Origin of the sequence: Thalassolituus sp. UBA6592, assembly GCF_002433655.1 — a bacterium.
Lineage (GTDB): Bacteria > Pseudomonadota > Gammaproteobacteria > Pseudomonadales > Oceanobacteraceae > Venatoribacter.
In genome coordinates, this window is record NZ_DJIO01000166.1 from 18,274 (window position 1) to 32,950 (window position 14,677).

Sequence of the window (14,677 nt, forward strand, 5' to 3'; positions counted from 1 at the left end):
TTACTCAGCCGGTGCAGCTTCTTCGAGCAGAGTTTTCAGTTCACCCTTTTCGTGCATCTCGGTGATGATGTCACAACCACCGACCAGTTCACCGTTAACCCACAGCTGCGGGAAGGTTGGCCAGTTAGCGAATACTGGCAGGTTTGCGCGCACTTCCGGGTTGGACAGAACATCCACGTATGCGAACTTCTGACCACACTCCATAACCGCCTGCACAGTACGGGCAGAAAAGCCGCACATAGGCTGGTTAGGGGAGCCTTTCATGTACAGCAGGATCGGGTTACTTTCGACCTGTTCTTTCAGAACGTCCATAATTTCCATGGTGCTATCTCTCAATCTGAATGGATGTTTGCTCTATATTAACAGCAGCTGGCCCCATTCTATCACAAGCAAATAACCGACTGCAGACGTTGGATTTCAACGCATCCGAATTACCAGATCATGCAAATCAGCGGCAATTTTCTGAATATCGCCGACATCATCTGCGGTGTGGTTGCCGGACAGCATGCTTTCTTCCGCCAGTTCATTGATTCGCACTACCTGACGGGCAATATCATCGGATACCTGCACCTGTTCTTCCACAGATGCCGCCATCTGAATCGACATATCAGCGATGCGGGCGATGGAGCCTGCGATATCATCCAGCGCCTGTTCCGCTTCAATGATACTGAGCAGCCCGTCATCGGCCGCCCCCACGCCACCATAAGCCACTTCGACCGAGTGATCACTGAGTTTGACCAGATCGGTGACAACGGAATAAATTTCGGAGGTGGAATCGCGGGTGCGCATGGCCAGCTGCCGGACTTCATCGGCAACCACGGCAAAACCACGCCCCTGCTCACCGGCCCGGGCCGCTTCAATGGCCGCATTCAATGCCAGCAGATTGGTCTGTTCCGCTACCTGTTCAATCACTTTCGCCGCCTGGGAGATCTTTGCCGTCTGCTCTGCCACACCAGACACCGCCGCACGGATGGTGTCTACTTTCTGCTTCAGGCCTTCAATCGATTCCCGGGTTTTTCCCACGACCTCACGACCGGACTGCGACTGATCCCGCGCTTCTGCTGAATAGCCAGCGGTGTTCTGCACATTCCCGGAGATCTCATTAATAGCCGCCGACATCTGCTGCACCGCCGTCGCTGTGCCTGTCGTTTCATCCCGCTGATAACGCAGGGCATCGCAGGTTGTCTGTACGGATTTAAGCGAGCTGTCCGCACTACCGCGAACCTGCTCTGCGGCGTAGCCAATACGCGTCAGAAGCGTGTCCATAAAGCGCTGCAGACTCATAATTGCTACCTGAATGCGGCCGTTATCGCCGACATCTTTGGTGTAAGCAGCAACCGTCAGATCATTACACACATAAGCATCCAGACCATGCCTCAGAGCGCGAAGCGTGTTCCGCTGTGATTTAAATCCAACCACAGCACTGATAAGAGCACCCGTCAGCATCAGCAGCCAGGCACCAAATAACTGACCGGATGCCGCAAGCGCAGAGGAAGCGAGCACGGCCAGCAGCATCAGAATGGCCGCTGGCGGAACAGCAGCCCATGGGCGGCGCCAGCTTTTGCCGGCATTAATTTTTTTGTAGAGGGCATCAGCCCGCTCCACATCGGCACGTGCCGGGCATACCCTTACAGATTCATAGCCAATAGTCTGGCCATTGTCGCGCAAGGGAGTAACGTAGGCGCTGACCCAGTAAAAATCGCCGTTTTTACAGCGGTTTTTGACCATCCCCATCCATGGCTTGCCATTTTTAAGATGCTGCCACATATCATCGAAAGCCGCGGCTGGCATATCCGGATGACGCACCAGATTATGAGGCTGACCAATCAGCTCTTCGCGGCTGTAACCGCTGATTTTTACAAATTCATCGTTGCAATCAGTGATCACACCTTTGAGATTGGTGGACGATATTAATTTCTGCTGCCCGGAAAAGGTTACTTCCCTGTCAGTGACTGGCTGGTTGTTTCTCATACGCGTTCCCCAAAAACCATGCATCTAAGCATAGACACTATTCAGCAATTTTCAGGAACTGTCAGAAGCGTCAGTTTGACAACAAAAGTATGAGATTTTACCGCGCAACAAGGTACGGAAGTACCACCCAATTAACTGCCATCCACCGCACCATAACCACCACCGCCCGGGGTGTGTACACAGAATATATCACCGGCCTGCAGTTCTGCCTGGGCGCAGCCCGGCAGTGATTCCATACGCCCGTCACGGCGCAGAACAAAGTTAACACCGGGCCGTCCTTCTCCACCGCCAGCCAGACCGGCCACCGGTACCTGACGATGGCCACTGATAATATTGGCGGTCATGTCTTTAAGAAAACGGATATGCCGTTCAACACCATCGCCGCCGGAAAATAAACCTTCTCCGCCAGATTGTGGACGCAGGCTGAAATGCTCTAGTACAACCGGAAAACGTTGTTCGAGAATTTCCGGATCCGTCAGACGGGAATTGGTCATGTGCGCATGCACACCACTGGCACCGGCCCCCAAAACACTCGCTCCAATGCCGCCGCACAGCGTTTCGTAGTACTGATGCTGTTCATCACCAAAGGTGAAATTATTATTGGTTCCCTGACTGCCGGCCATTAAGTCCAACGCCTGCATAATGACATCCACCAGATACTGAGCCGTTTCCACATTGCCGGACACCACGGCCGCAGGATATTGCGGCGCAACGATGGACTGCTCTGGTACTACCACGTCCAATGCGCGGAAAAACCCTGCATTCAATGGCATAGGTCGCGATACCAGTGCCCGGAAACAATAGAGCACAGCCGCCATCACTACCGATGTCGGTGCATTAAAATTACCCGGATGTTGTTTTTGATTGGCGCGATATTGGGTGCCACTGAAATCTACCAGCGCGCTGCGCGTCTGCTGATCGACGTTAATCTGCACACTGAATTGCGTACCGTCATCCATCACAGCCTGTGCTTTGCCGGACGGCAACTCCGCCAGGCAGGCACGCAGGGTTTCTTCGGCATTATCCATAACATGCTGCATATAGGCATGCACGTGACTGACGCCATACTGATCACACAACGCCTGCAATTCTGCCGCACCTTTTTCACAGGCAGCCAGCTGGGCGCTGAGATCCGCGATATTCTGATCCGGGTTACGCGCCGGATATTTTGCTGCCGCCATGACCTCACGGAGAGCGGCTTCCTGCAGCACGCCGTCACGCATCAGCACCAGGTTATCCAGCAATACGCCCTCTTCTTCAATATGCTGGCTGCGTGCGGGCATCGAGCCCGGTGAAATACCACCAATATCCGCATGATGGCCACGCGCTGCGACGTAAAAATCGGCTTTTTTATTCTGACGTTCTTCCGCTGGATTTCCTGTAGAAATAAATACCGGTTTAACCACGGTAATATCCGGCAAATGAGTACCGCCGTTATAGGGCGTATTCAGAACGAAAGCATCGCCGGGCTGCATCTTCGGATGATCGCGCATTACTACTTTAATACTTTCACTCATAGAGCCTAAATGCACCGGAATATGTGGCGCATTGGCCACCAGTTCTCCGTTAATATCGAACAGCGCACAGGAGAAATCCAGCCGCTCTTTAATGTTGACGCTGCTGGCGGTTTTCTCCAGCACAAAGCCCATCTGCTCTGCCACCGACATAAACAGATTATTAAAAATCTCCAGCTGTACCGGATCACGCTCAGCGGAATGTCTGCTGATGTCAGCGGGATTTTCTGAGACGGAATCCGTCTGCTTTTCCGTCGTTTCCGTCGTTTCCGTCGTTTCCGTCGTTTCCGTCGTTTCCGTCGTTTCCGTCGTTTCCGTCGTTTCCAACTTTTCTAACAACAGCGCCAGTGAAGGTAATACCGTCAGTTGCCAATCAGGTTCCACCACAATGGTGCTGTTGTTGTCTGTGATCAGCAATGGACCCTGCAATATTTGTCCAGCCGTTAACCCGGTACGGGCGTATACATCTGCGCCTTGCCATTGCCCCTGCATAAATAATTCTGTTTGCTGTGAGCTGACTGCAGAGAAAGCTGCGGCACTTTCCTGAGATAAAGAAATATCCGGCACAGCCTGTCCGCCGGAAATAATTTCCAGCTGTACAGCATCGAGCACAATGGGCTTATTAAGACTGTTAAAGCCAAACAGTTTTTTATGCTGCTCTGCAAAGGTCCGGCGCATGTCGTCTTCACTGGTGAGCGCTGTAAGCAGTTGAGTATCCGAGCCCTGATAGCGCAGATATGCCCTCTGGATAATCTCAACATCCGCCGCAGCAAACGAAGGCTGTTGGCTGCGTGATTGATGAACTTGTTTAAGCTGCTCAATTTTCGCCTGGGCAATCTTAAGCGTCTCGGTGTTTAAAGGTTGCTCAACGGCTTCATCTGCCAGCCAGCGCTGTTGCGCCAGACCGATACCAAACGCCGACAGTACGCCAGCAAAGGGATGCAGATAAACCTGCGCCATATTCAGAGCATCTGCCACCAGACAGGCATGCTGAGCACCAGCACCACCAAAGGCATTCAGAACATAGCTGCGCACGTCGTAACCACGCTGCACTGAGATTTTTTTCACCGCCTGCGCCATATTATCCACCGCCACCGCCAGAAAACTTTCGGCAATCGTTTCAATGGCATAATCCAGCCCCGTCTGCGCGTTTATTTCAGCCGCCAGTTGGGTAAATTTTTCTTTAACAACGCCGTAGTCCAGCGGCTGATTCTGTTGCCCACCAAAGACAGACGGAAAAAATTCGGGCTGTACTTTGCCCAGCAGTACATTGCAATCGGTCACCGTCAACGGTCCACCGTTGCGATAACAGGCAGGTCCGGGATAAGCCCCTGCACTTTCCGGCCCCACCTGAAAACGACCGTCACTGAAATGCACAATGGAACCGCCGCCAGCCGCAACGGTATGAATATTCATCATAGGCACACGCAGATGAATGCCGTTCACTTCGGTTAAATCTGCACGCTCAAGCTCACCGGAGTAATGACTGACATCGGTGGATGTTCCGCCCATATCAAAACCGACAATATGGTTAAAACCATCGGCCTGAGCAGTTCGTACCATGCCAACCACACCACCGGCCGGACCGGAGAGTACCGCATCTTTTCCCTGAAAATCGGCTGCGTCGGCAAGACCACCATTAGACTGCATAAACTGCAGTTGCGAAGGCGGCAGGGCATGACTTACCTGATCGACATAATGACGCAGTACAGGTGAGAGGTAGGCATCAGCCACGGTGGTATCACCGCGGGGAATCAACTTGATCAGTGGACTGGTCTGACTGCTCAGCGAGATCTGTTTAAAGCCGAGCTGTTGCGCCAGTTCCGCAATTCGCTGCTCGTGCTGAGGGTATTTGTAGGCATGTATCAACACCACGGCAATGCTGTTGAAACCGGCGTTACGAGCCTCCAGCAACTGCACCAGAAGAGCCTCTTCATCCAGCGCATAGTCGATACCACCGTCGGCGAGAATACGTTCCGGCACTTCATAAACACGCTCGTACAGAGGCTCTGCTTTATCAATGCGGATCGCAAAAATATCCGTGCGGGTCTGATAACCAATACGTAACTGATCGCGCAGTCCGGCGGTAATAAACAGCGCCACCCGCTCGCCTTTACGTTCCAGCAGGGCATTGGTGGCGACGGTGGTACCCATTTTAATACTGCCGATCGCCTGGGGCTGATCAGCATGCTGTGCCTGCAGGCGGCGTACACCTTCCACCGCAGCATCCTGATAATGTTCAGGATTCTCTGACAGCAGTTTATAGCTGAGTAGATCGCCCTTTGGCGTCAGGGCCACGATGTCGGTAAAAGTACCGCCACGATCGATCCAGAATTGCCAGTCGGATGCCGTGGTTGATGCGGATTCAGGTACAGATGCAGTGGTTGATGCGGGCATAGGCGTATAACGATGAGAGGCTGCCAGTGAAGCCGCTATAGTAACTCATAAACAGCGCATGAGTACTTCGGCTTCTCCGGCAGATCAGAACGGCAACAGCATACCCGTTTCAGTGATCAGGCAAGTCTGTTCTGAGCAATATAGGCCTGAGTGGCGTTCAGCGCTTTAACGAACATATCCACCATCTCATCGATCTGTGCTTCGGTGATGATCAATGGCGGGCAGAATGCGATGGCAGTACCCACGTCACGCAGTATCAGACCTTCCTGCTGACAGGCGCGACGCATAAAGTCAGACACGTCCATTGGATAAGCCTGATTTGTCTCTTTGTTCTGTAATTCCACCGCCGCCATCAGACCGCGACCACGGATTTCACCGACGATCGGATGATCACTCAAACCCTGCAGTTTTTCCATCAGATACGCACCACGTTCAGCGGCCTGGCCGAAGATATTATCGCGCTCGTAAATCTCCAGGGTTTTCAGTGCAACCGCGGCGGCTACCGGGTGGCAGGAATAGGTGTAACCGTGGCCGAAAACACCAATCTTATTGCTGGGCTCAACCATGGCATCGTATATATCACCGCGAATAATAGCTGCGCTGATCGGCTGGTAAGCAGAAGACAGTTGCTTGGCAACACTCATCAGATCCGGAGCACCAATATTCATGGTGTCACAGCCAAAGGCATTACCAGTTCGGCCAAAGCCTGTGATAACTTCGTCAGCCCAGAAGAAAATATCGTATTTTTTCAACAGTGCCCGGACTTTTTCATAATAACCGTCAGGTGCAACAATCACCCCGCTGGCACCGGTAATCGGCTCAGCAATAAATGCCGCAATGGTTTCCGGGCCTTCTGCCAGAATCTGTTCTTCCAGATGATTTACAATGCGCTCAACGAATTGCGCTTCACTCTCACCCGGTAAATGGTTGCGGTAATAATAAGGGGCATCTGTGCGGATAATACCCAACTCGTTGATCGGCAGATCAAAATTGGTGTGGTTTACTTCCAGCCCTGTCAGACAGGCAGCTCCCATGGTAATACCATGGTAAGAGCTTTCCCGGGCAATGATTTTTTTCTTCTCAGGCTTACCGATCGCATTAAAGTAATAACGCAGCATTTTCATCTGCGTGTCATTGGCATCACTGCCGGAATTACCGAAAAAGATGTGCGGGTTTTCCACCGGCACCATAGATGCCAGCTTTTCTGCCAGCGCCTGACCAGCAGGATGGCTCTTACCAAAGAACATAGAAGCATAGGACAACTCATGCATTTGCTTTGTCGCCGCTTCGATCAGCTCGCCATTGTTGTAACCCAATGCGGTACACCACAAGCCTGCCATACCTTCCAGATAGCGGTTACCCTGGTCGTCGTAAACATACACCCCATCACCTCGGGTAATGGTCAGGGTTACCCCTGTCTTCAGGTTAGTAATGGGATAAATAATCGTGCTCATTGGGTCTCCTGCACATTTATAACCGTGCATATTAAGTCATACATTTGTTTAAGTTTTGCTCAGGCACTCTCACATGATCATTCTGTGAGTGAGTGCACTTTTAACGGAAAGATAGCAAACGCCTGTCCATCATCACCATCGTATAATTCTTGGTTCAGCATCAGTTTAATTAATGCAACCCGCAATCTGCATGCACCAAAACAATCCAATAAGCACAAAACCAGTGCGGAAAATCCACATATCAGATCCCCTCACACCACTCTGAAGCAGATAACCCACCATCGTACCGTGCATTACAGAACTGGCAGACTCTATGCATCAGAAATAGTTTTACCGATCACATTCTGAATCAGGTTTTCTTATAGCCAGGTCTGAAACGGGCACTGAAACCCGCCCTAACGCATCTGAAAACAGGCATCCACCATGAGCATGATGAACTTTACCCTTAAGCAGCTGCGCTACTTTACCGTTGCCGGAGAACACCGCAGCGTCACCAAAGCGGCTGAACTACTGTATGTTTCACAACCATCGATCTCCTCTGCCATTCTCCATCTGGAAGAAGTAACCGGACTGCAACTGTTTATCCGCCATCACGCTCAGGGCCTGAGCCTGACGCCACAGGGGCAGCAGTTTTACCGGCGCGCCCGTAAGCTGCTGCGAGAAGCGGAAGAGCTGTCACAATTTGCCAGCAGCCTGGGCAGCGACATATCAGGTACGCTGAACATTGTGGGATTCCCAACCTTTACCTCGCTGATGATGCCCTCTCTGATCAAAGAATTTGTTGAGCGTTACCCCGACGTGTATGTCGACTGCCAGGAAATGCCGCAGAAAGAACTGATCCAGAATATTCTCGACTGCAATTATGAAATCGGCGTCACCTACGACATGGAGCTGCCGACAAATATTGAGTTTCAGCCACTGGTATCACTGCCGCCATTTGCCGTCGTCAGCCATGATCATGAATTGGCGCAGCGAGAATCCGTATCTATTAAGGAACTGGCAGATATGCCGATGGTCATGCTCGACTGGCCCGTCAGCCGCCAATACTTTATGTCACTGTTTATCTCCCGCGACCTCAGGCCTGAATGCCGTTACCGCACTCAATCGCTGACGATGGCGCGTGGCATGGTTGCCAATGGTTTCGGTTATTCTCTGTTTAACATGCCGCTCTCCAGCGATATGGCACTCGATGGTACACGGTTAAAAGCCATCCGAATTGAAGAAGAATTGACACCTTTGACCATGGGCGTGGTGAAACTGGCTCAGTCGCGGACCACCCCTGCAGCCGATGCTTTTATTGAATTACTGAAGGATTCCGTCAGTGATCATCCGCCGCAGAAGGCTACAGCAAAAACACAGAAGATCAGCGCCTGAGCTGTATAAAAAAAACCAAAACACTGCACAGGAAATCCGTATAGGCGCCTGACAGTAAACATGATTTGATGATTTAAATTTTCCGGTGGAGCTTTTAGCCGATGTCCGAACTGACCAAATCCTGGTGGGAAGATCTTGCCAGTAAAACTACCCTGCAGGATAAAGCCTACATTGATGGCGAATACGTCAGCGCCACAAATAACGCAACCTATCAGGTGATTAACCCTGCCAATGGCAAGCTTCTGGCCGATACGGCTGCCTGTCAGGCAGAGGATGTTAATACAGCGGTTGCTGCGGCACGACGTACCTTTGATTCTGGGGTGTGGCGTAGTCAGGCCCCAGCGCAGCGCAAAGCTGTCATGAAAAAACTCGCCGATCTGATCCGCAATGAAATGCACGAACTGGCTTTATTAGAAACCCTGAATATGGGTAAACCGGTACTGACTTCACTGAATCTGGATATTCCTGGTTCTGCTGCGTGTTTTGAATGGTATGCCGAAGCCATTGATAAGCTGTACGGCGAAGTAGCACCAACCGATGGTAATAATTTTGCCACCATTACCCGCGAACCCATCGGTGTGGTTGGTGCCGTAGTACCCTGGAATTTTCCACTGGATATCGCCGCGTGGAAACTGGCACCCGCTCTGATCGCCGGTAACTCAGTGGTACTGAAGCCTGCAGAACAGTCACCGCACACGATTCTGCGCGTTGCCGAACTGGCGGTTGAAGCCGGTCTGCCAGCCGGTGTACTGAACATTATTCCGGGACGCGGTGAGGAAGCCGGTAAAGCTTTGGGCCTGCATATGGATGTCGACTGTCTGGCTTTCACCGGTTCAACGGCCGTTGGCAAATACTTCATGCGCTATTCTGCCGATTCCAACATGAAGCCGGTATGGCCTGAAACCGGCGGCAAAAGTCCTAACCTGATTTTCGCTGACTGTGATTTTGATGCGGCTGTTGCTGGTGCGGTGGCAGGTATCTTCTCCAATCAGGGGGAAATCTGTTCTGCCAATTCGCGTATTCTGGTGGAAAACAGCATCAAAGATAAATTCACTGAAGCTTTCGTGGCCGCAGCAAAAAATATGGTAGTCGGTGATCCCCTGGAAGCCGATACCGAGGTCGGTGCGATCGTTGACCAAACTCAGGTTCAGCGCATTATGGGCTTTGTTGAACGGGCCGGAAAAGATGGCGCCAAACTGCTGTGCGGCGGTAACACCCTGCTCAATGGCGCCTGTGTCGAGCCGACAGTGTTTACTGACGTAGACCCGGCCATGGAGCTGGCAACCGAAGAAGTCTTTGGTCCGGTCGCAGCCGTGATTGGCTTTGACAGTGAAGAGGAAGCCATCCGCATTGCCAACGATTCGGTTTATGGTCTGGCAGCCTCGGTATGGAGTCAGAACCTGTCACGGGTGCATCGCGTATCAGCGGCTTTACGTGCCGGAACGGTTTCAGTGAATACGGTGGACGCCATTGATTTTTCTACCCCCTTTGGCGGCTACAAGCAATCCGGCTTCGGACGTGATTTGTCCCTACACGCACTGGACAAGTTTACTCAACTGAAAACCACCTGGATTAAACTGGCCTGATTATCCGATTCGTTAAAAATTCACAACAACACCTGAGAACCTACCGTTACAGACGGTAGATTCTCAGGCAGTTGCAGATTAACACGGCACCATTTTATTTTTTAATCCACAGCTTCAGTTAATTGTATTTTAACACTTTATAGCAATTCCCTACTCTTTCACTCTGCTTCTGCTGCCTTTTTATTTTATGACCATCAATGGCAGAGGCCGCCCTATTACGAGGATCAGATAATGCCTGTTCATGAACGCATCCGCATGTTCAACACCAAAGAAACCTATCCTAATCAATCTCTCGATAACGACCTTTGTCAGGCGGTGAAAGCCGGCAATACCGTCTATGTACGCGGACAGGTAGGTACCGACTTTGACGGTAACCTGGTCGGTCTGGGCAACCCACAGCTGCAGGCTGAACAGGCGATGAAAAATGTGAAGCAACTGCTGGAAGAAGCAGGCTCTGACATGACTCATATTGTTAAAACCACAACGTATATTACCGACCCGCGCTTCCGCGAACCGGTTTACCGTGAAGTAGGCAAATGGCTGAAAGGGGTATTCCCTATTTCAACCGGCCTGGTGGTTGCCGGTCTGGCACAGCCTGAATGGCTGATGGAAATTGATGTTATTGCTGTTATTCCAGAGGATAAGTTATGACCTTTTCAGTAGCAGCCATCGATCCTGAAAGCGGAATGGCCGGCTGTGTCATTACCTCCTCCAGTATCTGTGTCGCCAGCCGCTGTGCTTTCGCCCGTTCAGGTACCGGTGTTGCACTCACCCAGAATGTAACCAACCCGGATCTCGGTCCGGCTGCGCTGGATGCACTTGCGGCAGGTACCGCCCCGCAGGATATTCTGCAGTCTTTTCATGAACTGGACCCGGGCCTGCAATGGCGTCAACTTGGCATTCTGAATATGCAGGATGAAAAGGCCATGTTCAGCGGTGAACACGCACTGGGGATTCATGCTATGGCCAGCGGAAAAAATTGTCTGGCACTGGGTAACCTGCTGGCGAATGACGGTGTGCCTCAGGCCATGGTCGATTACTTCGAAAGCAGCGATGACGTATTTCCGCTGCGACTGATCAAAGCACTGCAGGCGGGCCTGGCTGCAGGCGGAGAAATGGGCCCGGTGCAGTCTGCCGGTGTGCTGATTTACGCGGATCCAAAATGGCCGGTAATCGACCTGCGTGTTGACTGGCATGAAGAACCACTGACCGAACTGGAAACGCTGTGGAATCTGTATGAACCACAAATGAGTCCATATATCGTCCGCGCTAAAAATCCTGCGGAGTCAGAATCTTTCGGTGTACCTGGCGACGAGTAGTTCCGACACAAAAAGCAACAGATCGACACAAAAGATACTGGCCAGATAGCATCAATACTCAAACGGAAAAGACACTGGAATTAAAGAAACACTATGAACAGCACCGAGATTCTCGCCCGTTTAATCAGTTTTGATACTACCAGTGCCAATTCGAATCTGGAACTTATGAACTTTATTGGCAAGTATCTCAGTCAACATAATGTCAAAAGTCAGCTGATTTTTAACGACGATAAAAGCAAAGCAAACCTCTATGCCAGTATAGGCTCAGAGGCGGTTCTGCAACGGCCGGGGATTCTGCTTTCCGGTCATACCGATACGGTACCTGTCAGCGGACAGAACTGGACACGGCCAGCGTACCAACTGACGGAAGAAGACGGTCGCCTTTACGGTCGCGGCACAACAGATATGAAAGGCTTTATTGCTTGTGTACTGGCCGCGGTGCCAGCCATGACTCAAGCGGATCTTCAGCGCCCGATTCATTTAGCCCTTTCTTATGACGAGGAAATTGGTTGTCTGGGTGTACGTCGTATGCTGGATATGCTGTCACAGCAACGCGTATCACCGGCTCTTTGCCTGATTGGCGAACCAACAGAAATGAACGTAGTGACCGCGCATAAAGGCAAGCTCGCAGCAAAAGTCACCGTAACCGGCAAGGAATGTCACTCCGGCATGGCACCACAAGGCGTAAATGCAGTGAACTACGCCGCCCGTCTGGTCTGCTGGCTCGAAAATGAAGCCCGGCAACGACAGTTACATGGACCTTTCGATAAGCAATACGACATTCCGTTCACAACCATTCACACTGGTATCATTCATGGGGGTACGGCGCTGAATATTGTACCGAATCACTGTGAGTTCGTATTCGAGATCCGTAACATAGCCGATGAAAACGCCATTGACATTTTCGATGAATTCAACGAATACACCGCAGAGCTGCTTGAGGAAATGCGCATAAAATTTGCAGACTGCCGGATTGATACGGACATTGTTACAGAATATCCCGGACTGAACTGCAGCGATGCGGACCAGCTGATTGACTATATACGTACCCTCACCGGCAAATCCACACCGGGCAATATTAACTTCGGCACGGAAGCGGGGCTGTTCAATCAGACTCTTGGGGTGACATCCATAGTCTGTGGCCCAGGTTCAATGTCTCAGGGACATAAACCCGATGAGTTTATCGAAGTGAGTCAGATTGAAGCCTGTGACCAATTTATTCAGGCTCTCATTGCCGCACTGAGTGATGACCTTCTTCCTGTTGCAGGATAGCAACCAGTTACAGATAGTTATCTATCCCTGCAAAGCAGGGATTATTCTTTTACCTCTTTCAAATTTCATCATTCCCTCTCGGTTCAGAAATCACAATGACTAGCTGCTCTGGCAAAATATAAACCTTGACACCAGAGCATTGCAATTTTTCTATATCTATATTCCAGATATGAAATGAGCAAATAACGATGAACGGGAACTGATCATTGCATAATATATTTTTATTCAATTACAAGAGTAATGATATTTTACCGAATGACGATTTCCCCATAAGCTGAAGCCATTGATATTAATACTGCCATGGATGACAGTCATCCTGATTCGCTAAAAATTTAACTGCTCAAGAAAAGCAGTTTACCTCAGGCGGAAAAAGATCCTGGCAGATGTCATTTACAAATATTCAGTTTTCAAAAACTAAAGGGAAAATCATGACTATTGAAACAACCGATACTCTTGTTGTTGGTGGTGGACAGGCGGGTATCGCAACCAGTGAACATCTGACCAAACTGGGAATTCCTCATATCGTATTAGAACGTGGCCGTATTGCAGAGCGCTGGCGCAGTCAGCGCTGGGACAGTCTGGTTGCCAATGGTCCGGCATGGCATGACCGTTTTCCTAATCTGGAATTTACCGGTGAGGGCCCGGATGATTTCCCTGCCAAGGAGCGCATTGCAGATTACTTTGTCGAGTACACTGAAAAATTTACTGCGCCAATCCGTACCGGTGTTGAAGTTAAAAGTGTTGAACGCAATGAGGGTGAAGCCGGATTTACCATCGAGACTTCCGCAGGAACCATTAAAGCGAATCGGGTTGTAGCGGCAACCGGTCCTTTCCAGGTACCCGTTATTCCTGCTATTGCACCGGAAGATGACAGTCTGTATCAAATACATTCTGCTGATTATAAAAATCCGCAACAGATGCCAGAAGGTGCTGTACTGGTGATTGGTGCAGGCTCATCCGGAGTGCAGATTGCCGACGAACTGCGGGCCTCAGGCAAAGAGGTTTACCTGTCTGTGGGCCCGCACGATCGTCCACCACGCAGCTATCGCGGTCGTGACTTCGTCTGGTGGCTGGGCGTGCTGGGACTGTGGGACGCCGAAGCCATGGCACCAGGTACTGAGCACGTAACCATTGCAGTGAGCGGAGCTTACGGTGGCCATACGGTTGATTTCCGGGCTCTGGCCCAACAGGGTATTACTCTGGTTGGCCGCACAGCTTCTTTCGCAAACGGTAAAGTTACGTTCGAATCTGATGTTAAAGCCAACATCGAACGCGGTGACGATAACTATCTGTCACTGCTGGATGCTGCCGACGCCTATATTGAACGCAACAATCTGGATCTTCCGGAAGAACCGGAAGCGCGTAATTTCCTGCCAATGCCTGAGTGTGCGACTAATCCGATCCTGGAACTGGATCTGAAAGAAGCCGGCATTACCTCAATTATCTGGTCCACAGGATTTGGTGTTAATTACGACTGGCTGAAAGTGGACACTTTTAATGAAAAAGGTTATCCACTGCATCAGCGTGGTGTGTCACGTGAGCCTGGTGTTTACTTTGTTGGCCTGCCATGGCTGTCGCGCCGTGGCTCCACCTTCATATGGGGTGTATGGCATGATGCCAAACACATCGCTGACCATATTGCCACTCAGTGCAAATACCTGAAGTATAATGAAATCGCTTCGTCTCAGGCTGAGGAGCCACGTAAAGCCGCTATCTGATTAATACCGGCTCTATTCAACGGCAATATAAGCAGGATGACACGTCATCCCACTGCTGTCCCACAGTTTAAA

General features: G+C 50.9%; 10 protein-coding genes. 6 read left to right on the forward strand and 4 right to left on the reverse strand.

The window, feature by feature from the left end:
* From grxD to B2Z72_RS16880, 4 genes are all read right to left on the reverse strand, one after another.
* Entirely contained in the window at positions 1-321 is a 321-nt protein-coding gene (gene grxD / locus B2Z72_RS16865; RefSeq protein WP_297005355.1) for a Grx4 family monothiol glutaredoxin, read from the reverse strand.
* Positions 322-417: 96 nt separating this feature from the next.
* Positions 418-1,971 (reverse strand): methyl-accepting chemotaxis protein, encoded by a 1,554-nt coding sequence (locus B2Z72_RS16870; RefSeq protein ID WP_297005358.1) that lies wholly within the window; start codon positions 1,969-1,971, stop codon positions 418-420.
* Positions 1,972-2,102: 131 nt separating this feature from the next.
* On the reverse strand, positions 2,103-5,882 hold the full coding sequence (locus B2Z72_RS16875) for a hydantoinase B/oxoprolinase family protein (RefSeq protein WP_297005360.1): 3,780 nt from the start codon (positions 5,880-5,882) through the stop codon (positions 2,103-2,105).
* A 116-nt stretch (positions 5,883-5,998) separates the two neighbouring features.
* On the reverse strand, positions 5,999-7,336 hold the full coding sequence (locus tag B2Z72_RS16880) for an aminotransferase (protein ID WP_296981968.1): 1,338 nt from the start codon (positions 7,334-7,336) through the stop codon (positions 5,999-6,001).
* 423 nt (positions 7,337-7,759) lie between these two features.
* Here B2Z72_RS16880 and B2Z72_RS16885 point away from each other — a divergent pair, with 423 nt between their 5' ends.
* The 6 genes from B2Z72_RS16885 to B2Z72_RS16910 all read left to right on the forward strand — a co-directional run bounded on the left by B2Z72_RS16885 (position 7,760) and on the right by B2Z72_RS16910 (position 14,605).
* Positions 7,760-8,710, forward strand: a complete 951-nt coding sequence (locus tag B2Z72_RS16885) for a LysR family transcriptional regulator (protein WP_296981969.1) — start codon at positions 7,760-7,762, stop codon at positions 8,708-8,710.
* 101 nt (positions 8,711-8,811) lie between these two features.
* On the forward strand, positions 8,812-10,296 hold the full coding sequence (locus B2Z72_RS16890; protein ID WP_296981971.1) for an aldehyde dehydrogenase: 1,485 nt from the start codon (positions 8,812-8,814) through the stop codon (positions 10,294-10,296).
* Positions 10,297-10,527: 231 nt separating this feature from the next.
* On the forward strand, positions 10,528-10,947 hold the full coding sequence (locus B2Z72_RS16895; protein ID WP_296981973.1) for a RidA family protein: 420 nt from the start codon (positions 10,528-10,530) through the stop codon (positions 10,945-10,947).
* On the forward strand, positions 10,944-11,615 hold the full coding sequence (locus tag B2Z72_RS16900) for a DUF1028 domain-containing protein (RefSeq protein ID WP_296981975.1): 672 nt from the start codon (positions 10,944-10,946) through the stop codon (positions 11,613-11,615). The genes B2Z72_RS16895 and B2Z72_RS16900 overlap by 4 nt, the downstream gene beginning before the upstream one ends.
* A 93-nt stretch (positions 11,616-11,708) precedes the next feature.
* Positions 11,709-12,887: an acetylornithine deacetylase gene (gene argE / locus B2Z72_RS16905; protein ID WP_296981977.1), complete on the forward strand. Its 1,179-nt coding sequence runs from the start codon at positions 11,709-11,711 to the stop codon at positions 12,885-12,887.
* A 428-nt stretch (positions 12,888-13,315) separates the two neighbouring features.
* Positions 13,316-14,605 (forward strand): flavin-containing monooxygenase, encoded by a 1,290-nt coding sequence (locus B2Z72_RS16910; RefSeq protein WP_297005362.1) that lies wholly within the window; start codon positions 13,316-13,318, stop codon positions 14,603-14,605.
* Positions 14,606-14,677: the final 72 nt, after the last annotated feature.

Bases quoted from the DNA above. Each gene is read 5' to 3' on its own strand.
- B2Z72_RS16885 (WP_296981969.1), top strand. From the start codon at position 7,760: ATGAGCATGATGAACTTTACCCTTAAGCAGCTGCGCTACTTTACCGTT.
- B2Z72_RS16900 (WP_296981975.1), top strand. From the start codon at position 10,944: ATGACCTTTTCAGTAGCAGCCATCGATCCTGAAAGCGGAATGGCCGGC.
- B2Z72_RS16910 (WP_297005362.1), top strand. From the start codon at position 13,316: ATGACTATTGAAACAACCGATACTCTTGTTGTTGGTGGTGGACAGGCG.
- B2Z72_RS16895 (WP_296981973.1), top strand. From the start codon at position 10,528: ATGCCTGTTCATGAACGCATCCGCATGTTCAACACCAAAGAAACCTAT.
- argE (WP_296981977.1), top strand. From the start codon at position 11,709: ATGAACAGCACCGAGATTCTCGCCCGTTTAATCAGTTTTGATACTACC.
- B2Z72_RS16890 (WP_296981971.1), top strand. From the start codon at position 8,812: ATGTCCGAACTGACCAAATCCTGGTGGGAAGATCTTGCCAGTAAAACT.
- B2Z72_RS16880 (WP_296981968.1), bottom strand. From the start codon at position 7,336: ATGAGCACGATTATTTATCCCATTACTAACCTGAAGACAGGGGTAACC.
- B2Z72_RS16875 (WP_297005360.1), bottom strand. From the start codon at position 5,882: ATGCCCGCATCAACCACTGCATCTGTACCTGAATCCGCATCAACCACG.
- B2Z72_RS16870 (WP_297005358.1), bottom strand. From the start codon at position 1,971: ATGAGAAACAACCAGCCAGTCACTGACAGGGAAGTAACCTTTTCCGGG.
- grxD (WP_297005355.1), bottom strand. From the start codon at position 321: ATGGAAATTATGGACGTTCTGAAAGAACAGGTCGAAAGTAACCCGATC.